The 22,486-nt window shown below is 60.6% G+C and carries 17 protein-coding genes and 1 pseudogene; 15 read left to right on the forward strand and 3 right to left on the reverse strand.

Annotated elements, in window-relative coordinates; genetic code table 11:
* Nucleotides 1-125 precede the first annotated feature (125 nt).
* The 4 genes from QMK58_RS02335 (at nucleotide 126) to QMK58_RS02350 (ending at nucleotide 6,589) form a co-directional block, all read left to right on the forward strand.
* Complete coding sequence (locus QMK58_RS02335; RefSeq protein WP_320395819.1) at nucleotides 126-3,332, forward strand: DUF2339 domain-containing protein; 3,207 nt, start codon at nucleotides 126-128, stop codon at nucleotides 3,330-3,332.
* Nucleotides 3,329-4,702 (forward strand): DUF3999 domain-containing protein, encoded by a 1,374-nt coding sequence (locus tag QMK58_RS02340; RefSeq protein WP_053153220.1) that lies wholly within the window; start codon nucleotides 3,329-3,331, stop codon nucleotides 4,700-4,702. Before QMK58_RS02335 ends, QMK58_RS02340 begins: the two co-directional genes overlap by 4 nt.
* 270 nt (nucleotides 4,703-4,972) lie before the next feature.
* A complete protein-coding gene (locus QMK58_RS02345; RefSeq protein ID WP_007975526.1) occupies nucleotides 4,973-5,983 on the forward strand; it encodes a class 1 fructose-bisphosphatase in 1,011 nt (336 codons plus the stop codon).
* Between the two features lie 3 nt (nucleotides 5,984-5,986).
* Nucleotides 5,987-6,589 (forward strand): DUF924 family protein, encoded by a 603-nt coding sequence (locus QMK58_RS02350; RefSeq protein WP_053153224.1) that lies wholly within the window; start codon nucleotides 5,987-5,989, stop codon nucleotides 6,587-6,589.
* Nucleotides 6,590-6,706: 117 nt separating this feature from the next.
* Here QMK58_RS02350 and QMK58_RS28835 read toward each other — a convergent pair whose 3' ends face one another.
* A complete protein-coding gene (locus tag QMK58_RS28835) occupies nucleotides 6,707-7,471 on the reverse strand; it encodes a methyl-accepting chemotaxis protein (RefSeq protein WP_371259744.1) in 765 nt (254 codons plus the stop codon).
* Nucleotides 7,472-7,564: 93 nt separating this feature from the next.
* Nucleotides 7,565-8,599, reverse strand: a pseudogene (locus QMK58_RS28840) (cache domain-containing protein); the annotation flags it as partial.
* Between the two features lie 282 nt (nucleotides 8,600-8,881).
* Between QMK58_RS28840 and QMK58_RS02360 the strand changes: the two are divergent.
* Nucleotides 8,882-9,136 (forward strand): outer membrane protein assembly factor BamE, encoded by a 255-nt coding sequence (locus QMK58_RS02360; protein ID WP_053153231.1) that lies wholly within the window; start codon nucleotides 8,882-8,884, stop codon nucleotides 9,134-9,136.
* 31 nt (nucleotides 9,137-9,167) lie between these two features.
* A complete protein-coding gene (locus QMK58_RS02365) occupies nucleotides 9,168-9,737 on the forward strand; it encodes a lipocalin family protein (RefSeq protein ID WP_053153234.1) in 570 nt (189 codons plus the stop codon).
* A 114-nt stretch (nucleotides 9,738-9,851) separates the two neighbouring features.
* Here QMK58_RS02365 and QMK58_RS02370 read toward each other — a convergent pair whose 3' ends face one another.
* Nucleotides 9,852-11,216 carry a formimidoylglutamate deiminase gene (locus QMK58_RS02370; RefSeq protein ID WP_053153237.1) on the reverse strand — a complete coding sequence of 455 codons (1,365 nt, stop codon included), beginning with the start codon at nucleotides 11,214-11,216 and terminating at the stop codon, nucleotides 9,852-9,854.
* Between the two features lie 146 nt (nucleotides 11,217-11,362).
* Here QMK58_RS02370 and hutC point away from each other — a divergent pair, with 146 nt between their 5' ends.
* The 9 genes from hutC (at nucleotide 11,363) to hutH (QMK58_RS02415) (ending at nucleotide 22,438) form a co-directional block, all read left to right on the forward strand.
* Entirely contained in the window at nucleotides 11,363-12,073 is a 711-nt protein-coding gene (gene hutC / locus QMK58_RS02375) for a histidine utilization repressor (protein ID WP_162135916.1), read from the forward strand.
* The gene (locus QMK58_RS02380) at nucleotides 12,070-12,639 is read left to right on the forward strand and encodes a HutD family protein (RefSeq protein WP_053153240.1); all 570 of its coding nucleotides are present in this window, start codon (nucleotides 12,070-12,072) and stop codon (nucleotides 12,637-12,639) included. The genes hutC and QMK58_RS02380 overlap by 4 nt, the downstream gene beginning before the upstream one ends.
* A gap of 426 nt (nucleotides 12,640-13,065) precedes the next feature.
* Nucleotides 13,066-14,733, forward strand: a complete 1,668-nt coding sequence (gene hutU / locus QMK58_RS02385) for a urocanate hydratase (protein ID WP_320395820.1) — start codon at nucleotides 13,066-13,068, stop codon at nucleotides 14,731-14,733.
* 139 nt (nucleotides 14,734-14,872) lie between these two features.
* Entirely contained in the window at nucleotides 14,873-16,342 is a 1,470-nt protein-coding gene (locus QMK58_RS02390) for a purine-cytosine permease family protein (protein WP_053153252.1), read from the forward strand.
* A gap of 69 nt (nucleotides 16,343-16,411) precedes the next feature.
* Nucleotides 16,412-17,380 (forward strand): ABC transporter substrate-binding protein, encoded by a 969-nt coding sequence (locus tag QMK58_RS02395; protein WP_320395821.1) that lies wholly within the window; start codon nucleotides 16,412-16,414, stop codon nucleotides 17,378-17,380.
* 70 nt (nucleotides 17,381-17,450) lie between these two features.
* Complete coding sequence (locus tag QMK58_RS02400) at nucleotides 17,451-18,302, forward strand: ABC transporter permease (protein ID WP_053153259.1); 852 nt, start codon at nucleotides 17,451-17,453, stop codon at nucleotides 18,300-18,302.
* Nucleotides 18,299-19,129 (forward strand): quaternary amine ABC transporter ATP-binding protein, encoded by an 831-nt coding sequence (locus QMK58_RS02405; protein ID WP_053153262.1) that lies wholly within the window; start codon nucleotides 18,299-18,301, stop codon nucleotides 19,127-19,129. The genes QMK58_RS02400 and QMK58_RS02405 overlap by 4 nt, the downstream gene beginning before the upstream one ends.
* Nucleotides 19,130-19,264: 135 nt before the next feature.
* Nucleotides 19,265-20,788, forward strand: coding sequence for a histidine ammonia-lyase (gene hutH / locus QMK58_RS02410; protein ID WP_320395822.1), 1,524 nt, complete (start codon nucleotides 19,265-19,267; stop codon nucleotides 20,786-20,788).
* 117 nt (nucleotides 20,789-20,905) lie between these two features.
* A complete protein-coding gene (hutH, locus tag QMK58_RS02415; protein WP_053153269.1) occupies nucleotides 20,906-22,438 on the forward strand; it encodes a histidine ammonia-lyase in 1,533 nt (510 codons plus the stop codon).
* Nucleotides 22,439-22,486 lie beyond the last annotated feature (48 nt).

Below are 22,486 nucleotides of genomic sequence, written 5' to 3' on the forward strand. Positions count from 1 at the left end.
CTTCGGCAGCTCCTACAGGATCGCGTCATACCGCGACTATGCAGGAGCTGCCGAAGGCTGCGATCTTTATGGATACGGCTGAGCTAATCTTTCCGGATTGGCCAATGCGCTTAGGGATATCGACCATGCAATGGATGTTCATGCTGACAGGGCTGGTGCTCGGCTGGATACTTGACGAGTCATTCAGCGATGCACTGCTGGGCGCGTTACTCGGATTGGGTATCGGCCAGGCCCTGCGCATGGCTCGAATGGACTCGCAGGCCGTCGAGCAGCAACGTTTGCTGGAGCAGGCGCAGGTAGCGCTGCAGGCGGTCGAGCAAAGGCTGGCGCTGCTCGAAGCATCGGGCGTCAAGGTGCCGGAAATCCGCGAACCCCTTGTCTCACCTGAAGCCATCCTCGATGAAGCATCTGCCGCAGCCACGGAGTTGCTCTGGGAGCTGCCACCCGAACTCGAGCCGATCGCCGCAGCGGCCACCGAAACCAATCGTGCGCAGCCCGCCGATGCCTGGAAGGCCGAGACGCTCGCCCGTCAGACACAACCACCTGTCCCCCCGCGCGGCCCGAACTTCATCGACCGAGCCATCAGCGGCGCCCGGGCCTGGTTGTTCGGCGGCAATACCGTGTTGCGGGTCGGCGTGGTGCTGCTGTTCCTCGGTCTGGCCTTTCTGCTGCGCTATGCGACCGAAGGCGTGGTGGTCCCGGTTGAGTTGCGGTACGCAGGCGTTGCGGCGGCAGCCTTGGGGTTGCTCGGGTTGGGTTGGTGGTTGCGAGCGCGCAACAACAGTTATGCGTTGATCCTGCAAGGCGCCGGGATCGCCGTACTGTACCTGACGGTGTTTGCCGGGATGCGTCTGCATCCACTGCTCGACCCCTCGGCGGGGTTTGGCTTGCTGGTGGCGGTGACGGTCTGTTCGGCGATTCTCGCCATTACCCAGGACTCCCTGGGGCTGGCCGCCGCTGCCGCACTGGGTGGTTTCGCCGCACCACTCCTGGCCTCCACTGGCGCCGGCAGCCACGTCGCGCTGTTCAGCTACTTTGCCCTGCTCAATGCAGGCATCTTCGCCATCGCCTGGTTCAAGGCCTGGCGGCCGTTGAATGCCATCGGGTTCAGCGGCACCTTCGGCATCGGTTTCGCCTGGGGCCTGCGCACTTACTCGCCGGAGCAGTTGTGGAGCACCGAGCCGTTTCTGATTTTGTTTTTCCTGATGTACCTGGCCATTGGTCTGCTGTTCGCCCGCCGCAGGCTGCTGGAAATGAGCGATGCACCGGCAGAGGGCAGTCGCCAGTCGCTGCTGCAATGGTCAGCGCGCAAGGGCAACTACGTCGACGGCACGCTGCTGTTCGGTCCGCCGCTGGTGGGTTTCGGCTTGCAGTTCGCACTGGTGCAGCATCTGGAGTTCGCGGCGGCATTCAGTGCCTTGGCGCTGGGCATGATTTACATGGGGCTGGCCCGTTGGCTGATGGCCGGGCGCACGCTGTTGCTGGGGGAAACCTGCCTGGCCTTGGGCGTGATCTTTGCCAGCCTGGCGATTCCGCTGGGGCTCGATGCACGCTGGACGACAGCGGCGTGGGCGGTAGAGGGCGCGGGGATCTTCTGGCTCGGCCTGCGCCAGCAAAGGCCCGTGGCCCGAGCCTTTGCCTTGCTCCTGCAACTGGGTTCGGCGCTGGTGTTTCTCAGCGAACTGCACGACAGCGAGAGCAGCCTGCTCGGCGGCGTTCCGCTAGGCGCGCTGTTACTGGGCGTCGCGTTGCTGTTCAGCTTCTACCAGTTGCGTAAGGCCCTGCCGGAACAGATCAGGCCTTGGGAACTGAAAGGCCTGCCAGTCCTGGCGTGCCTCGGGCTGGCGTTTCTCTATTTGCTGGCGCCGTTGTTTTTCTTCAGTCATGGCACGGTGATCAGTTGGGCCCTGTCCGGGGCGCTGACCTTGTTGGTTGGCCTGCGCCTGTCATCGCGCTCGTTCGTGTTCACCGCGCTCGCTGTTCAGCTGTTGGGTGGCGCGTTTTTCCTGGCGACGCGGCCGCTGTTCAGTGAAGGGCTGAATCCCTTGGCTCACGCTGGATTCTGGGCGCCACTGGTGCTGGGGCTGGCGGCGATGGCCGGAGCCTGGCGTTTGCAGATTGGTCATTCGCTCGCAGCGTTGGAGGGGCTAAACCTGTTGCGCCTGTCCCAGGCGCTGTTGGTGTGGGGCGCAGGCTGGTGGGCGTTGGCCTGGATCATCGAAGTGGTGCATTTTGCGCCGTTGACGATGTGGGCGACTTTGTTATTGGGCATCGCTGCCGTGAGTGTGGCGTTGTGGACAGTATTGGCGCTGCGTCTGAAATGGCCGTCACTGGGGGGACTCGGCACGGTGTTGATTCCCGCGGCGGCGCTGGTACTGCTCGCGGCCTGGCACTCGCGTTATCACCCGGCGGCCAACTTTGGCTGGCTGGCTTGGGCCGCCGTGTTCGTCGTGCATTTCATGTCCCTGCACCGCCTGGCGCCAATGCTGCCAGCACGCGTGGCGAGCGTCGCCCATGTGCTCGGTTGTTGGCTCTTGATGGGTGTACTGGCTCTGGAGCTGCGTTACGGCTTGCTGGTGTTGTCCGAGCAATACAACGCCTGGCGCTGGTTGGGTTGGGCAATTCTGCCAAGTCTGTATCTGGTACTGATGGCGGCACCTCGCGCTTGGCCTTGGCCGGTGTCGGCGTATCCGCGTGAATACCGTATATACGCCGCCGCACCGCTGGCGTTGATGATGCTCGGCTGGTTCTGGTTGGCGAATGTCGCCAGTGACGGCAACGCCGACCCACTGCCCTACTTGCCATTGATCAACCCGCTGGAGCTGGGCCTGTTGTTCGCGTTGTTTGGCATCTATGTCTGGTCCCGCAGCGCCATGACACAATTGGCGGTTCGCGAGGATTACGCCGTCATCGCCACTCAAGGGGCCGTAGGCGCCTCGCTGTTCGTGTTCTTTACCGCTTTGGTAATGCGTACGGCGCACCATTGGAGTGGGGTGCCGTTCGAGCTGGATCTGTTGTTGGCGTCGATGCGTGTACAAGCCGGTCTGTCCATCGTCTGGACCTTGATGGCCCTGAGCCTGATGATCGGCGGCCATTTGCGCCGTCGCCGCGAAGTCTGGTTGATCGGTGCGGCCTTGATCGGCGTGGTCGTGACCAAGCTGTTCTTTGTCGAATTGAGTAATCGCGGCGGGCTGGCGCGGATCGTGTCGTTTATCGGTGTCGGCGTGTTGCTGCTGGTGGTGGGCTATTTCGCCCCGCTGCCGCCCAAGCGTGCCGAACCTGTGCCGGATATCGAGAAACCGGTCACGGATGGCGAAGGAGTGTCGTCTTGAGGCAGAAGCTGAACCTGGGTTGGCTGGGTGTTGTTGCCATGGGTGTGATGTTGTCGGCGGTTGCCCAGGAAAAACCGGCGGACTTCACCACCCAAGTGCCTTTGTCGGTGACGGGCGACGGTCCTTGGTATCGCCTTGAACTGCCCCTGAACGTACAACTGAGTGCACGGCAGGCCGACCTGAGCGACGTGCGTGTGTTCAATGCCGTGGGCGATGTTCAGGCTTATGCCTTGGCCAGGGAGTCGGCGCGGAGCAATGAAACGCGCACCTTGACCGAGGTGAAATGGTTTCCGTTGTACAACTCCATGGACGCCACTGAAACCGCGCCGAGCGTGCGGGTGCAATCGAGCAGCAACGGCACATTGGTCCAGGTGCAGCCCTCCAGTCAGCTGGAGGCGGGTGAGGAGGAGTTGCGCGGCTGGTTGCTCGACGCTTCCGCTATCAAGGCGCCGTTGCAGCAGCTGGTTCTCGACTGGACCAGCGAGCGCGACGGCTTCCAGCGTTTCACCGTCGAAGCCAGCGATGATTTGCAGCATTGGCAGTCCTGGGGTGAAGGGCAGGTGGCGCGTCTGACCTTTTCCGACGAGCGGGTCGAGCAGCATGAAGTCAACCTGCCGGGCCAGTCGGCGCGTTACCTGCGGTTGCTGTGGATCACGCCGCATTCGGCACCGACACTGACTTCGGCACAACTGCAGAGCGCCAGTACTCGAAACCTGCCGCTGCCGTTGGTCTGGTCCCAGGCATTGGCCGGCAGCAGCGTGAAGACAGGTGAGTACACCTGGCAGTTGCCGATGGGGCTGAGTGTCGAGCGGGTGCAGGTCGAGTTGAGCCAGCCCAACAGCCTTGCGCCAGTGAGTCTGGCCGGGCGGCGCGACAGCAGCCTGCCATGGCAGTCGTTGAGCAACGGATTGCTCTATCGCCTGACCCAGAATGGTCAGGACGTAGTGCAAAACGAACTGCAGTTGTCGGGGCAAATCGTCCAGCAATTGAAACTGAACGTGGACGAACGCGGTGGTGGCCTGGGTGATCAGGTGCCGGCGCTGAAGTTTGCCGTGCGTGCTACGCGACTGGTGTTTCTGGCGCGTGGGCCGGGGCCTTACACGCTGGCCGTGGGCAATACGACGGCGAAGGCGGCGAACTTGCCGCTGTCGACGCTGATCCCGGATTACAGTCCGGCGAAGCTCGCGACTTTGGGCCGGGCCAGGGTGGATGTCGGGGCGGTGGTGACGCAGCCGTCTACAAGCGCCGCGTCTGCGCCGATCGAGACCAACTGGAAGAAGTTCGGCTTGTGGGCGGTGTTGTTGCTCAGTGTGTTGTTTTTGGCGGCGATGGCGTTCAGCCTGCTGCGCAGACCATCAGAAAAATCCTGATGGTGGGTGCTGCGCACCCAATCGCGAGCAGGCTCGCTCCTACAGTTGGAATGCGTACCCCTGTGCGAGCCTGCTCGCGATAGCGGTCGTCCAGTCAATAAAAATGCCGAAATGACCTCTGTTCGCAAGCTCACATCCAGCCCATTTCCATCTACGCTCAACCCCGCGCATGAACTCTCTTTGGCCGATCACGTCTGATAGGAGGAAATGCGCCCCGACTCGCGTTAAACTGCGCGGGTTTTTAGCCCCCCCATTCCACCGGAGCCTTCCATGTCCCGCGTTACCTTGAGTCGCTATTTGATTGAGCAGACCCGTAGCAACAACACTCCTGCCGATCTGCGCTTCCTGATCGAAGTGGTGGCGCGTGCCTGCAAGGAGATCAACCACGCCGTGTCCAAAGGCGCCCTCGGTGGCGTTCTGGGCAGCATGGGCACTGAAAACGTCCAGGGCGAAGTGCAGAAGAAGCTCGACGTGATCTCCAACGAGATCCTGCTCGAAGCCAACGAATGGGGCGGTCACCTGGCCGGCATGGCGTCCGAAGAAATGGACAATGCCTACCAGATCCCGGGCAAATACCCGAAAGGCGCCTACCTGCTGGTATTCGACCCACTGGACGGTTCGTCGAACATCGACATCAACGCCCCGGTCGGCACGATCTTCTCGGTACTGCGTTGCCCGAACGAATACCTGAGCCAGAACGAGCCTTTGAATGAAAAGGCCTTCCTGCAGCCAGGCACCCAGCAAGTGGCCGCCGGTTACGCGATCTACGGTCCACAGACCATGTTGATCCTGACCTTGGGCGACGGCGTGAAAGGCTTCACCCTGGACCGTGAAATGGGCAGCTTCGTACTGACCCATGAAAACATCACCATTCCTGAAGCGACCCAGGAATTTGCCATCAACGCGTCCAACCAGCGTCACTGGGAAGCGCCGGTACAGCGCTACGTCAGCGAGTTGCTGGCAGGCGATGAAGGCCCGTTGAAAAAGAACTACAACATGCGCTGGGTCGCGGCGATGGTTGCCGACGTGCACCGCATCCTGACCCGTGGCGGTCTGTTCATGTACCCACGTGACAGCCGCGAGCCGTCCAAGCCGGGCAAACTGCGCCTGATGTACGAAGCCAACCCGATGTCGTTCCTGGTGGAACAAGCGGGCGGCGCATCCACCGACGGTCACCAGCGCATCCTCGACATCCAGCCCGAAGGCCTGCACCAGCGTGTAGCGGTGTTCCTCGGTTCGAAAGAAGAAGTTGCCCGCGTCACGGCTTACCACAAGGAATAAACCATGAACGCGCCCTGGCAGCCGTTGCTTGACTGGTGGTTCGGAAACTTCGAAACACCGGGTGAAGTGGCGGCGCAGCAGGGCAAGTTGTGGTTCGGCAAGCGCGACAGCCAGGACCTCGAAGCGCGCACGCGTTTCGGGGACCAGGTCGAGCAGGCACTGGCCGGCGGATTGACCGAGTGGATGCAATGTCCCGAAGGTTGGCTGGCGCTGGTGCTGTTACTCGATCAACTCCCACGAATGATCTTTCGCGACACGCCCAAAGCATTTTCCGGCGATCCCCAGGCACAGACTCTTGTAGTCCAAGGCATTGCGGCGGATTTCGATCGGCAGTTGCGGCCGATTCAACGGGTGTTTATCTATCTGGTGTTCGAGCACAGCGAAAACCTCGCGGTGCAGAACGAAGGCGTCTGGCGTTACATCGAGTTGGTGGCGCAGCAGCCTGACGGTGATCGGGCGCTGTTTGCCGACTACCTGGATTACGCCGAGAAGCACCAGAAAATCATTGCGCAGTTCGGACGGTTTCCCCATCGCAATGCGGTGTTGGGAAGGGAGAGTACTGCACAGGAACTCGTGTTTCTGTCGAAGCCGGGCTCTCGGTTCTGATTTTTCGCTGTTGTTGATGCCGCCATCGCTGGCAAGCCAGCTCCTACAGTAGATCTCCAGTACGACAAAGATCCCTGTAGGAGCTGGCTTGCCAGCGATGAGGCCCGCGAGAGCGCCTCAGATCCTGAAACTACCCACCAACTGCTTCAACCGCGCCGCCTGCCGTTCAAGATCGGCACACGCACGCAAGGTCGACTGCAGGTTTTCCACACCTTCCTGGTTCAGCGTGTTGATCTCGGTGATGTCGACGTTGATCGACTCCACCACCGCCGTTTGCTCTTCTGTCGCGGTCGCAACCGATTGGTTCATACCGTCGATTTCACCGATGCGCTGGGTCACGCTCCCCAGTCGCTCACCCGCCTGGTTGGCGATGCCGACGCTGCTTTCGCTCTGGCGCTGGCTGTCGGTCATGATGCTCACCGCTGCCCGGGCGCCGACTTGCAACTCTTCGATCATCGTCTGCACTTGCTGCGCCGAGTCCTGGGTGCGGTGGGCGAGGTTGCGCACTTCATCGGCAACCACTGCGAAACCGCGACCTGCTTCACCGGCTCGTGCGGCTTCGATGGCGGCGTTGAGTGCCAGCAGGTTGGTCTGCTGGGAGATACTGGTAATCACTTCCAGGATCTGCCCGATGTTGACCGTGTTGCTGTTGAGCGTCTCGATATTGCCGCACGAATCGCTGATCTTCGCCGAGAGCTGTTGCATGGCGGCGATGGTTTTATCCACAACCTGTTGACCGTCTTCAGCCAGAGCGCGGGCGTCGCTCGAATGTTGCGAGGCAAGGGCGGCGTTCTGTGCGATTTCCTGGGCGGCGGCACCGAGCTGGTTGATTGCCGCGGCCACGCTGCTGGTGCGCGTGGCTTGCTGGTCGGAGTTGAACATCGACGAGTTGGACGCTGCTACAACACGCAGAGCGACTTCGTTGACCTGGCCGGTGGCCGAGGACACTTCGCTGATCGAGGTGTGAATACGTTCGACGAAACGATTGAACGACAGCCCCAGCGCGCCGAATTCGTCATGGCCGTGGATGATCAAACGTTTGGTCAAGTCACCTTCGCCTTCAGCAATGTCATGCATGGCGCGACCCATGGTCAGCAGCGGTTGCATCAACAGGCTGATCAGCATGCCCAGCAACGCGATGATGATCACCACCGCGATCACCATGGCAATGATCGCCGAGGTGCGAAACTCGCTGAGCATTGCGAACGCGGTGTCCTGGTCTAGCACCAGCGCCACGTACCAGTCTGCCGACGGTACGCCGTTGACGTGGGTGAACGAGATGAACTGGCGCTTGCCGTCGATCTCGACTTCTTTCATGCCCGGGCTGACTCTCGGCGCGCCGTTGGGATAGGCCTCGCTCAGGTTCTTGAGTACCAGTTTGTTGTCCGGGTGAATCAGGATTTTGCCGTCGGCGCCGACGATGAAGGCATGACCGTGACCGCCAAAATTCAGCGAATTGATGATCGCGCTGACGCTGGACAGGTCGATGTCGGCCCCGGCCACGCCAATCATCTGGCCTTGACGCTGCACCGGGGTTGCCACGGTGATCACCAGTTTGCCGGACGAGGCTGCGATGTACGGTTCGGTGACGATAGTCTGTTGCGCGCTGTCCGCTGCCTTGTACCAGCCACGGGCGCGTGGGTCATAGTCCGCTGCGCGGTTACCGGCCGGGACGGAGAACATCACGCCCTCGGCACCGCCGAAGTAACTCAGCTGGAAATTACCGGTGTAGGCGGGCAGGTCGATGATGCGCTTCAGGCTGGCGGTCGCATTGCCGTCGGCACTGACCTGTTGCGCCATCGATTGCAGCAACTGCATGCGGCTTTCCAGCCAGGTCTGGATGTTGCTGGTGGTCAGGCTGCCGAGCTCCTGCATCGAGGCTTCGGTGTTGCTGCGCAGGGTCTGGCGCTGGCGATAGTCGTTGAACAGGATGAAACAAGCGAATGCGACGGCCACCACGAGGGCGGCAGCCAGCAAGATCTTGTGGCTGAATTTCATGTTTCGGGTCATTGGATGAGCTACCGCAGAGGGGCTGGTCAACAAAGGAGAGGCAAACGTCACGTGCGTGGCGTTTGCGTTGCACCTATGTCGACTGTGCGGCGCCAAAGATTAGGCGGATTTGATGAAAATCGACGAAAAACCGGATAGACAAAAAAGGTGGCCTGTTTTTTCGCCGAGTGGCAGACGAGCGGGTCAATAAATAGCCCTGTCGTCAGGGAACCAGACAGGGGTTTTCTCTTCTAAGGTTCAGCTTGGCAGTCATGCCATTCCCCTACACCCCGGAGTTACACCATGTCGCTGCGTTCCATCGCCCTGCTTTCCTTTTGCGTATTGTTGGCTGCGTGCAGCAAGGTCAATCAGGAAAACTATTCGAAGCTCTCGTCAGGAATGACCAAGGCCGAGGTCGAAACCCTGTTGGGCAAACCCGCCGATTGTTCCGGCGCGCTCGGCATGTCCAGTTGCACCTGGGGTGACAAGAACAGCTTTATCAGCGTGCAGTATGCCGGTGACAAAGTGCTGATGTTTTCCGGCCAAGGCCTGAAGTAAACCGGGGCGAGTTGCCCACGGGAGAAAAATAATGAAGCGGTTGTTGATCATCCTTTTTGCCGGCCTGGTGTTGGCCGGCTGCGCCACGTCTGGCCACGATCCGTTGGCGCCCAAAACCGTCAACAGCGTCAACCTCAAGCGTTACCAGGGCACCTGGTACGAATTGGCTCGGTTGCCGATGTATTTCCAGCGCGATTGCGCGCAATCCGAAGCCCATTACACGCTCAAGCCTGACGGTAACGTCGCGGTGTTGAATCGCTGCCTGACGCCGCAGTGGCAATGGGAGGAGGTCAAGGGCACGGCTTATCCGCAGGTACCGGGCAAGACCGACAAATTGTGGGTCGAGTTCGATACCTGGTTTTCCCGGTTGATTCCGGGCACGGCAAAGGGCGAATACTGGGTGTTGTACGTCAGCGATGACTACAAGACCGCCATCGTTGGTGATCCGAGCCGCAAATACTTGTGGCTGTTGTCACGCACACCAACCGTAAACGGTGTGGTGCGTGAAGAGCTGCTGAGCAAGGCGCGTCAGCAGGGTTACGACACTACGCGGCTGATCTGGCGAGCATCGGATACGCAGATGGCGAAAACGTCGAACTGACCACACATACCCCTGTAGGAGCTGGCTTGCCAGCGAAGAGGCCATCAGACCGCAACCGATGTGTTGCCTGACAGATCGCCTTCGCTGGCAAGCCAGCTCCTACAGGGATTTGTTTCAGCCCAGGAGATCGCGCAGGACCTGAGTGAAGGCGCGGTTGCTTTCTTCTTCGTCCGCATGCCGACCGTCACGCACCACCCACTGCCCATTCACCAACACATCGCGCACTTGGCGATCCCCACCGGCAAACAGCCAGCGATTCAAAATCCCGTCGCCATTGGCTGTCGCCAGGTACGGATCGTTGCCGTCCAGCACCAGCCAGTCGGCGCGCTTGCCGACTTCCAGCGCACCAATCGGTTGCCCCAGCGCCTGGGCACCACCGTCCAGCGCCGCATCAAACAACGTGCGCCCGACCATCGGCTGATCCGCGCCATACAAACGGTTGCGTCGCTGATCGCGCAGACGCTGGCCGTATTCCAGCCAGCGCAATTCTTCCACCACACTCAGCGACACATGACTGTCGGAACCGATGCCCATGCGTCCGCCCTGAGCGAGGAAATCCACTGCCGGGAAAATCCCGTCGCCGAGGTTGGCCTCGGTGGTCAGGCACAGGCCGGCGATGGCGCGACTCTTGGCCATCAGCGTGATTTCTTCCGGGTTGGCATGGGTCGCGTGGACCAGACACCAGCGCTGATCAACGTCGACATTTTCGTAAAGCCATTGCAACGGACGTCGGCCACTCCAGGTCAGGCAGTCTTCGACTTCTTTCTGCTGCTCGGCGATATGGATGTGCACCGGGCATTGCTGGTCGCTGGCCGCCAGCACTTCGCTGATTTGTTGCGGCGTAACTGCGCGCAATGAGTGGAAACACAATCCCAGGGACTGCGCGGGTTGCTGCGCCAGCATCGGTTGCAAGCGTGATTGCAGCGTGAGGTAGTTCTCGGTGCTGTTGATAAAGCGACGCTGACCCTCGTTCGGCGTCTGGCCACCGAAACCGGAATGGCTGTAAAGCACCGGCAGCAGGGTCAAGCCGATCCCGGCAGCGCTGGCAGCCTGGCTGATACGCAGCGCCAGTTCAGCCGGATCGGCGTAAGGCTGACCGTTGCGGTCGTGATGGACGTAATGAAACTCCGCCACCGAGGTGTAACCGGCCTTGAGCATTTCGATGTACAGCTGACGGGCGATGACGCCGAGTTGCTCCGGGCTGATTTTTCCGACGAGGCGATACATCAAATCGCGCCAGGTCCAGAAGCTGTCGTTCGGGTTGCCCGCCACTTCCGCTAGTCCTGCCATGGCCCGCTGGAAGGCGTGGGAGTGCAGGTTCGGCATGCCCGGCAGCAGCGGACCGCTCAGCCGTTCGGCGCCATCTGCGTTGGAATCGGCCTGAATATGGGTCAATACGCCGTCGGCGTTGACCTCAAGACGTACATTGTTGGCCCATCCACTAGGCAGCAGCGCGCGTTCGGCAAAGAAGGCGGACATGGTTCAGCACCCCATCGTGTGTTATTTGTATATACATATACAGACGTTTGCCTGCTCGGTAAACTCCGGCAAGCTAGCGACATTCACTAAACGACCAAGGATTAACCGTGCCGACTCCGCCTCCAGTCTCTCCGTTGGCCGCGAACATGGGCGACAGTCCGGCGCCCTTGTACGCCCGCGTCAAACAGATGATCACCCAGCAAATCGACAGTGGTAACTGGCCGCCGCACTATCGCGTTCCGTCGGAAAGCGAACTGGTCAGCCAGTTGGGCTTCAGCCGCATGACCATCAACCGCGCCTTGCGCGAGATGACCGCCGACGGCCTGTTGGTGCGCATGCAAGGTGTCGGCACGTTCGTCGCCGAGCCGAAAAGCCAGTCCGCCCTGTTCGAAGTGCACAACATCGCCGACGAAATCGCCTCCCGTGGCCATCGCCACACGTGCAAGGTCATCACCCTCGAAGAAGAGGCCGCCGGCTCCGAGCGCGCTTTGGCGCTGGACATGCGCGAAGGCCAGAAGGTGTTCCATTCGCTGATCGTGCATTTCGAAAACGACATCCCGGTGCAAATCGAAGACCGTTTCGTCAATGCGCTGGTGGCGCCGGACTACCTCAAGCAGGACTTCACCCTGCAAACGCCTTACGCCTACCTCAACCAGGTCGCGCCGCTGACCGAGGGCGAGCACGTGGTCGAGGCGATTCTGGCCGAGCCGTCCGAATGCAAATTGCTGCAGATTGAAAAAGGCGAGCCGTGCCTGCTGATTCGTCGCCGCACCTGGTCCGGTCGTCAGCCGGTGACCGCCGCTCGCTTGATCCACCCTGGTTCCCGTCATCGTCTTGAAGGTCGGTTCCACAAATGAATGAGTTGAAGGTTCTACGCGCCAAAGACTACCCGCGTATGCCGTGGAAAAACGGCGGCGGCAGCACTGAGGAAATTGCCCGTGACGCTGGTACTGGCCTGGATGGCTTTGGCTGGCGCCTCTCGATTGCCGACATCGGAGAGTCGGGCGGGTTTTCCACCTTCGCCGGTTACGAGCGAGTGATCACGGTTTTACAGGGTGACGGCATGAGCCTGACGGTGGATGGCCAGGACACTCGGTCACTGTTACCGCTGGACCCGTTTGCGTTCAGCGGCGAGAGCAAGGTTTCCTGCACATTGCTCGGCGGTCCGATCCGCGATTTCAACCTCATCTATGCACCGCAGCGTTATGCCGCGCGGTTGCAGTGGTTGAGTGGGGAGCAACGGTTCTTCAGTTCGGCGGGCACCGTGTTGGTGTTCAGCATCAGCGAAACGCTGGAAGTGAAAGTCGGTAACAGTGCTTCGCAACTGGGTCGCCATGATTGCCTTCAGCATGTTGGTAACATAGGTCTTCTCGAGGTTTCCATTCGCGGCGCCTGTTGCGTGATCGAATTGACAGAGCGCTGAACCCCACCCTGTAGGAGCCGGCTTGCTGGCGATAGCGATCTTAAGGACGCTATCGCCAGCAAGCCGGCTCCTACGAAAAGCTGTTCCCCATCGCGCACCACTTTGTTACCGAACGCCCCAGAGTGGCTCAAAACCACGCTTCAGTAACAATCGTCGCGACCTCCAAAAAATCCCCGCAGAAAATTTCATCTTCGCCAGAACCCTTGTTTCAGGGGCTCTCCAGCCATTTCAGAGTTTTTCTTGAACACCCATCCAGCAAGTTGGCCGCTTGATTGCATATGCTTGTATGTACAAGTAAAGACGTATGCGTATGAGTCACGAAGACTCAACCGTCGTCCACTGATTCGCCGGTGTGCACTGATGTCCATCGGCTTGCTCGCCCACTGCCTGGGTTGGTTTTGGATTGATTGCTGAGGAGTTCTTTTCGTGACTAAATTTCGTGACGTTGAAATCCGCGCTGCCCGCGGTAACACGCTGACCGCCAAGAGCTGGCTGACCGAAGCGCCGCTGCGCATGCTGATGAACAACCTCGACCCGGAAGTCGCCGAGAACCCTAAAGAACTGGTGGTTTACGGTGGTATCGGGCGTGCAGCGCGTAACTGGGAATGCTACGACAAGATCGTCGAAAGCCTGACCAACCTGAACGACGACGAGACCCTGCTGGTGCAATCCGGCAAGCCGGTCGGCGTGTTCAAGACCCACAGCAACGCTCCTCGCGTACTGATCGCCAACTCCAACCTGGTGCCACACTGGGCGAGCTGGGAACACTTCAACGAACTGGACGCCAAAGGCCTGGCCATGTACGGCCAGATGACCGCCGGCAGCTGGATCTACATCGGCAGCCAGGGCATCGTCCAGGGCACCTACGAAACCTTCGTCGAAGCCGGTCGCCAACACTACAACGATGACCTGAAAGGCAAGTGGGTCCTGACCGCTGGCCTGGGCGGCATGGGTGGCGCACAGCCGCTGGCTGCAACCCTGGCCGGCGCTTGCTCGCTGAACATCGAATGCCAGCAGGTCAGCATCGATTTCCGTTTGAAAAGCCGCTACGTCGACGAGCAAGCCACCGACCTCGACGACGCACTGGCCCGCATCGCCAAATACACCAAAGAAGGCAAGGCGATCTCCATCGCGCTGCTGGGTAACGCGGCTGAAATCCTGCCGGAGCTGGTCAAGCGCGGCGTGCGCCCGGACATGGTCACCGACCAGACCAGCGCCCACGATCCGCTCAACGGCTACCTGCCGGCCGGCTGGACCTGGGACCAGTACCGCGCTCGCGCCAAGACCGAGCCTGCTGCTGTGATCAAAGCCGCCAAGCAATCGATGGCCGTGCACGTCAAAGCCATGTTGGACTTCCAGAAAATGGGCGTACCGACTTTCGACTACGGCAACAACATCCGTCAGATGGCTCAGGAAGAAGGCGTGGAAAACGCATTCGACTTCCCGGGCTTCGTACCGGCCTACATCCGTCCACTGTTCTGCCGTGGCATCGGCCCGTTCCGTTGGGCTGCACTGTCGGGCAACGCTGAAGACATCTACAAGACCGACGCCAAGGTCAAAGAGCTGATCCCGGACGACGCTCACCTGCACAACTGGCTGGACATGGCCCGCGAGCGCATCAGCTTCCAGGGTCTGCCGGCACGTATCTGCTGGGTTGGCCTGGGTCTGCGCGCCAAGCTGGGTCTGGCGTTCAACGAAATGGTGCGCAGCGGTGAATTGTCCGCACCCATCGTCATCGGCCGTGACCACCTGGACTCCGGTTCGGTAGCCAGCCCGAACCGCGAAACCGAATCGATGCAGGACGGTTCCGACGCCGTGTCCGACTGGCCACTGCTCAACGCTCTGCTGAACACCGCGAGCGGGGCGACCTGGGTTTCCCTGCACCACGGCGGCGGCGTCGGCATGGGCTTCTCCCAGCATTCGGGCATGGTGATTGTCTGCGACGGTACGGACGAAGCGGCAGAGCGCATTGCTCGCGTTCTGCACAACGACCCGGCGACTGGCGTTATGCGTCATGCCGATGCCGGTTACCAGATCGCCATCGACTGCGCCAAGGAACAAGGGCTGAACCTGCCGATGATTACCGGCAAGTAATGCTTGCCCTGTAGGGGCCGGCTTGCTGGCGATAGCATCAGTGCGTTGCACCAGACACACCGCGCCGCATGGATCGCCAGCAAGACGGCTCCTACAGGGGATTGTCCAACCCACAATAACAATCCACAGAGGTTGAACCATGGCTGTCACCAGCGAACGTGCAGGCAACAAACCGTTGATCGAGAAACGCTCGATCGACTACATCCCGGAAGCGGAAAGACACGGTCGTCTGTTCAGCCAGTTCACCCTGTGGATGGGGGCCAACCTGCAAATCACCGCGATTGTCACCGGCGCATTGGCGGTGGTGCTCGGCGGTGATGTGTTCTGGTCGCTCATCGGTTTGCTGATCGGGCAATTGCTCGGCGGTGGCGTGATGGCGTTGCATGCGGCGCAAGGGCCCAAGCTTGGCTTGCCGCAGATGATCTCCAGCCGGGTGCAGTTCGGCGTTTATGGCGCGGCCATCCCGATTGTGCTGGTCTGCTTGATGTACCTGGGCTTTACCGCAACGGGAACCGTGCTTTCCGGCCAGGCGCTGGGCCAGTTGTTTGGGGTCAGCGACACCGTCGGCATCCTGCTTTTTGCCAGTGTCATCGTGCTGGTCACGGTGCTCGGTTATCGGGTGATCCATTGGATCGGCCGTGTTGCCAGTGTCATTGGCGTGATTGCCTTTGTTTATCTGTTCAGCCGTCTGATGAGCCAGGTTGACGTTGGCGCGCTGTTGCAAATCCGCCACTTCAGCTGGAGCAGTTTCCTGCTGGCGGTGTCGCTCGCGGCGTCCTGGCAGATCGCCTTCGGCCCCTATGTGGCTGACTATTCCCGCTACTTGCCGAGCAAAGTTTCCTCGGTAAAGACCTTTTTTGCCGCAGGCGCAGGTTCGGTCATTGGTGCACAGGTAGCGATGGTTCTCGGCGTGTTCGCTGCCGCGTCGGCCAACGGGCAATTCGCCGGCCACGAAGTGGCCTACATCGTTGGTCTGGGTGGTACCGGTGCTACCGCTGCGCTGCTGTACTTCAGCATCGCGTTCGGCAAGGTCACCATCTCCACGCTGAACTCCTACGGCAGCTTCATGTGCATTGCGACCATCATCAGCGGCTTTCGCGGTGAGCTGAAAGTAACGCGCTTGCAGCGTCTGGTGTTCGTGCTGGTCATCGTCGGTGCTGCGACCCTGATGGCGTTGCTCGGCCAGCACTCGTTCCTCGGTGCATTCAAGTCCTTCATCCTGTTCTTGCTGGCGTTCTTCACGCCCTGGAGCGCGATCAACCTGGTGGATTACTACTGCATCACCCGCGAACGCTATGACGTGCCGGCGCTGGCCGATCCGAACGGTCGTTACGGCCGCTGGAACACTCTCGGGATCAGCGTCTATGTTTTCGGTGTGTTGGTGCAGCTGCCGTTCATCTCCTCCAAGTTCTATACCGGTCCGCTGGTGGATGCCCTGGGGGGAGTGGATATTTCCTGGATCATCGGCCTGGTGCTGCCCGCCGCCCTGTATTACCTGTGCGCAAAAAAATGGCACGGCACAGTGCCCGATCAACTGATCCTGCCGGTCGAGCAGGACGCCGTCATCGAACAAAAGCTGAGCACCGGCCGCGCTGCGGCGCAGGCCTGACTGGACGTGGACAGGGCTGGATGCCTTTTGACTGCCGTAAGCCCATTCATGATTAGGAGCGTCAAGACAATGAAATCGAACAAGACCCTGCTGACCACATTGCTTTCCATGGGCCTGCTGGCCAGCGCCGGCGCCACGCAGGCGGCGGGTTGGTGCGAGTCGGGGAAACCTGTGAAATTCGCCGGTCTGAACTGGGAAAGCGGCATGCTGCTGACCGACGTGTTGCAGGTCGTGCTTGAGAAAGGCTACGACTGCAAGACCGACAGCCTGCCGGGTAACTCCATCACCATGGAAAACGCCCTGAGCAGCAACGATATTCAAGTATTCGCCGAAGAATGGGTCGGCCGCAGCGAGGTCTGGAACAAGGCCGAGAAGGCCGGCAAGGTCGTCGGTGTCGGCGCTCCTGTAGTCGGTGCTGTCGAAGGCTGGTACGTGCCGCGCTACGTGATCGAAGGCGATGCCAGCCGCAAGCTCGAAGCCAAGGCGCCAGACCTGAAAAACATCGCCGACCTGGGCAAGTACGCCACGGTGTTCAAGGATCAGGAAGAGCCGACCAAAGGCCGCTTCTACAACTGCCCGGCCGGTTGGACCTGTGAGCTCGACAACAGCGAAATGCTCAAAAGCTACGGCCTGGAAAGCACCTACACCAACTTCCGCCCAGGCACCGGCCCGGCGCTGGATGCCGCCGTGCTGTCGAGCTACAAGCGCGGAGAGCCGATCCTGTTCTATTACTGGTCGCCGACGCCGCTGATGGGCCAGGTCGACCTGGTCAAGCTTGAAGAAAAACCGGGCGTGGACAAGACCGTGACCATCAAGGTCGGCCTGTCCAAGACCTTCCATGACGAAGCCCCGGAACTGGTGGCCGTACTGGAAAAGGTCAACCTGCCGATCGACCTGCTGAACCAGAACCTGGGGCGCATGGCCAAGGAGCGGATTGCTTCGCCGAAACTGGCGAAAATCTTCCTCAAGGAACATCCTGAAGTCTGGCACCAGTGGGTGAGCGAAGACGCTGCCAGGAAAATCGACGCGGCCTTGTAGGTCGGGCTTCTCCGACTGCCGGCAACGGCAGTCTGATGCTTGATCGCAACCCCTTGATTGAGAGTCTCTTATGTTTCCCGAAAGCTTTACCTTTTCCATCGCCGACTGGGTCAACGGTTGGGTCGATTCGCTGGTAACCAATTACGGCGACGTGTTCCGCAGCATCTCCGACACCCTGTTGTGGGCCATCGTCAATCTCGAAGGCCTGCTGCGTGCGGCACCGTGGTGGCTGATGCTGGCGATCGTGGCCGGCGTGGCCTGGCACGCAACCCGCAAGGTGGTGACCACCGCGGTGATCGTCGGTTTGCTGTTCCTGGTCGGCGCGGTCGGCCTCTGGGACAAACTGATGCAGACCCTGGCGCTGATGATGGTGGCGACGGTCATTTCGGTGCTGATCGGCATCCCGCTGGGCATCCTCTCGGCGCGCAGCAATCGCCTGCGTTCGGTGTTGATGCCGCTGTTGGACATCATGCAGACCATGCCGAGCTTCGTGTACCTGATCCCGGTGCTGATGCTGTTCGGTCTGGGCAAGGTCCCGGCGATTTTCGCCACGGTGATCTATGCCGCACCGCCGCTGATCCGCCTGACAGACCTGGGCATTCGCCAGGTTGACGGCGAAGTGATGGAAGCGATCAACGCTTTCGGTGCCAACCGCTGGCAGCAATTGTTCGGCGTGCAACTGCCGCTGGCCTTGCCAAGCATCATGGCGGGTATCAACCAGACCACCATGATGGCCCTGTCGATGGTGGTGATTGCCTCGATGATCGGTGCCCGTGGTTTGGGTGAAGACGTGCTGGTGGGGATTCAGACCCTCAACGTCGGACGCGGCCTGGAGGCGGGTTTGGCGATTGTGATTCTGGCAGTGGTCATCGACCGCATTACACAGGCGTACGGTCGGCCACGGCATGAGGTGAGCAAATGAACAACGCATCCGTAAGCAAGATCGAAGTCAAAAACGTCTTCAAGATTTTCGGTAACCGTTCCAAGGACGCGCTGGCCATGGTCGGCCAGGGCAAGACCAAGGAGCAAGTGCTGTCCGAGACGGGTTGCGTGGTCGGCGTGAACGATCTGTCCCTGAGCATCGGCAGCGGCGAGATCTTCGTGATCATGGGGTTATCGGGTTCAGGAAAATCCACTCTGGTGCGCCACTTCAACCGCCTGATCGATCCGACCAGCGGCGCGATCCTGGTGGACGGCGTGGACATCCTGCAATACGACATGGAAGCCCTGCGCGAATTTCGTCGGCGCAAGATCAGCATGGTGTTCCAGAGCTTCGGCCTGTTGCCGCACAAGAGCGTGCTGGATAACGTCGCCTATGGCTTGAAAATCCGTGGCGAAAGCAAAGCCCTGTGCAACGAACGGGCGCTGCACTGGATCAACACCGTGGGCCTCAAGGGCTACGAAAACAAATACCCGCATCAGCTGTCCGGTGGCATGCGTCAGCGTGTAGGCCTGGCTCGCGCCCTGGCGGCGGACACCGACATCATTCTGATGGACGAAGCGTTCAGCGCCCTCGATCCGCTGATCCGCGCCGAGATGCAAGACCAGTTGCTGGAGCTGCAAAAGACCTTGCACAAGACCATCGTCTTCATCACCCACGACCTCGACGAGGCCGTGCGCATCGGCAACCGCATCGCGATCCTCAAGGACGGCCGCCTGATCCAGGTCGGCACGCCGCGAGAGATCCTGCATTCGCCGGCGGATGAGTATGTCGACCGCTTTGTGCAGCGTCGGGCGGCGGTGGTTTAAGAAATTTGTGGTGGTTGTGCTGGCCCCCATCGCTGGCAAGCCGGCTCCTACAAGGTGTACACAATCCCTGTAGGAGCTGGCTTGCCAGCGATGGGGTCAGTGAAGCTGCATCAATATTCAGGTACGAGGTTAAAGATGTCCCAGGCTGAAAAAATCGTTATCACCCAAGCGCAAGTCACTTGGCAGGATGTGGTGGCCGTGGCCCGCGATGGCGCACCGCTTGAGCTGTCGGCGCCGATCTGGACACGCATCGAAAACGCTCAGGCCATCGTCCAGCGCATCGTTACCAGCGGCGAACGCGCCTATGGCATCAACACCGGTCTGGGCGCGCTGTGCAACGTCTCGCTGCAGGACGAGCAACTCAGCCAGTTGTCGCGCAACACGCTGCTCAGCCACGCCTGCGGCGTTGGCACACCGCTGACCAACGAACAGACCCGTTCGATCATGTGCGCCGCCGTCATTAACTACAGCCATGGCAAATCCGGCCTGCACCGCCAGGTCGTCGAAGCGCTGTTGGCGCTGCTCAACCGTGGCATCACTCCGCAAGTACCGTCCCAGGGTTCTGTGGGCTACCTGACCCACATGGCTCACATCGGCATTGCGTTGTTGGGCGTCGGCAATGTCAGCTATCGCGGGCAGATCGTTTCCGCTCAGCAGGCATTGGCGGAAGAAGGCTTGCAACCAGTCAAACTCGGTGCCAAAGACGGTTTGTGCCTGGTCAACGGCACACCGTGCATGACCGGCCTGAGCTGCCTGGCGATTGCCGACGCCACGCGCCTGCTGGAATGGGCCGACGTGGTCGGTGCCATGAGCTTCGAAGCCCAACGCGGACAAATCGACGCGTTCGATGCCGAGATCATCGCGCTCAAACCGCACCCTGGCATGCAGCAGGTCGGGATCAACCTGCGAGCCTTGCTCGACGGCAGTGAAGTGATCGCCCAGAGCAAGGGCATTCGCACGCAAGACGCCCTGAGCATTCGCTCGATCCCGCAGGTGCACGGCGCCGCGCGCGATCAACTGGCGCACGCGACCAAGCAGATCGAAACCGAGCTCAACAGCGCCACCGATAACCCATTGGTGCTGGGCACCGCGGACAACTACCGCGTCGTTTCCCAGGCCAACCCGCACGGTCAGTCCGTGGCAATGGCAGCGGATTTGCTGGCCATCGCGATGGCAGAAATCGGCTCCATCGCCGAACGTCGCCTGGACCGCTTGATCAACCCGCATGTCAGCGGTCTGCCGGCGTTTCTGGTGGCCAACCCGGGAGTGAATTCCGGGATGATGATCGTGCAATACGTCGCCGCCTCGCTGTGCGCGGAAAACCGCCAGTTGGCGCAACCGGCAGTGTTGGATAACTACGTGACGTCGGGTCTGCAAGAAGACCACCTGAGCCTGGGCACCAACGCGGCGCTGAAACTGCACCGCGCCTTGGAAAACTGCACGCAGATCCTCGCCATCGAGTATCTGCTGGCGGCCCAGGCGTTTGAATTCCTGAAAGAGCAGCGCTTCGGCGCGGGCACCGATGCCGCGTGGCGTCTGCTGCGTGAGCGCGTTCCGGCTTACGATCAGGATCGTTGGCTGGCGCCGGATATTGCCGCTGCTGCTGGCGTTTTGAAAGAAGCGAATTTGCTGCACAAGGTTTTGCCGAACCTGAACTGATTTCCATACAAAAACCAGCGTGCCAAGGCGCGGCTCCCCATAAGGTAGACGCGACGGACAACGGACATCTCCGGAGCGTCTGGTAGTTGATAACAAACTCTCAAAAGGAGCACATAAATGACTGCCCTAAACCTGATTCCCGGCCAACTGACCCTCGCTCAGCTGCGTGATGTCTTTCAACAGCCGGTACAACTGACCCTCGACAACAGCGCCTCGGCGCAGATCGAAGCCAGCGTTGCCTGCGTGGAACAAATTCTCGCCGAGAACCGTACCGCCTACGGGATCAACACCGGTTTCGGCCTGCTGGCCTCGACCCGCATCGCCAGCGAAGACCTGGAGAATCTGCAGCGTTCGCTGGTGCTGTCCCATGCCGCCGGTGTCGGCCAGCCGATCAGCGATGAGCTGGTCCGCCTGATCATGGTGCTCAAGGTCAACAGTCTGAGCCGAGGTTTCTCCGGCATTCGTCGCGTGGTGATCGATGCGCTGATCGCGCTGATCAACGCCGAGGTTTATCCGCACATTCCTTTGAAAGGCTCGGTCGGTGCGTCCGGTGATTTGGCGCCTCTGGCGCACATGTCGCTGGTGCTGCTGGGCGAAGGCAAGGCGCGCTACAAGGGCGAGTGGATGGAAGCCACCGAAGCGCTGAAAGTCGCCGGCCTGACTCCGCTGACCCTCGCCGCCAAAGAAGGCCTGGCGCTGCTCAACGGCACGCAGGTGTCGACCGCGTTTGCCCTGCGTGGCCTGTTCGAAGGCGAAGATCTCTTTGCGGGTGCCTTGGCTCTCGGCGGCCTCACCGTTGAAGCGGTCCTGGGCTCGCGCTCGCCGTTCGACGCACGCATCCACGCGGCCCGTGGTCAGAAAGGCCAGATCGACGCCGCCGCTGCTTACCGCGATCTGCTGGGAGAGCGCAGTGAAGTGTCCGATTCCCACGAGAACTGCGAGAAGGTGCAAGACCCTTATTCCCTGCGTTGCCAGCCGCAAGTCATGGGCGCCTGCCTGACTCAGTTCCGTCAGGCCGCCGAAGTGTTGGCCGTCGAAGCCAACGCGGTCTCCGACAACCCGCTGGTGTTCGCTGCTGAAGGTGATGTGATTTCCGGCGGCAACTTCCACGCTGAACCGGTGGCCATGGCGGCCGACAACATGGCGCTGGCCATCGCTGAAATCGGTTCTCTGAGCGAGCGTCGCATCTCGCTGATGATGGACAAACACATGTCGCAACTGCCGCCGTTCCTGGTGGCCAATGGCGGCGTCAACTCCGGTTTCATGATCGCCCAGGTGACGGCTGCTGCTCTGGCCAGCGAGAACAAGGCACTGTCCCATCCGCATTCGGTGGACAGTCTGCCGACCTCCGCCAACCAGGAAGATCATGTTTCCATGGCTCCGGCGGCGGGCAAGCGTCTGTGGGAAATGGCCGAGAACACTCGCGGGATTCTCGCGGTGGAATGGCTGGCGGCGGTGCAGGGGCTGGACTTGCGCAATGGCCTGAAGACTTCGACCAAACTGGAACAGGCTCGCGCCATTCTGCGTAAAGAAGTGCCGTTTTATGAGAAGGACCGGTTCTTTGCACCGGACATCAATGCGGCGACTGAACTGTTGGCTTCGCGGTGCCTGACTGAGCTGGTTCCAACCAAGCTTTTGCCTAGCCTGTGATGCCCCCATCGCTGGCAAGCCGGCTCCTACAGGGGTTCGTATTCACCC

Source organism: Pseudomonas sp. P8_241 (assembly GCF_034008315.1).
In the GTDB taxonomy this organism is placed as follows: Bacteria; Pseudomonadota; Gammaproteobacteria; order Pseudomonadales; family Pseudomonadaceae; genus Aquipseudomonas.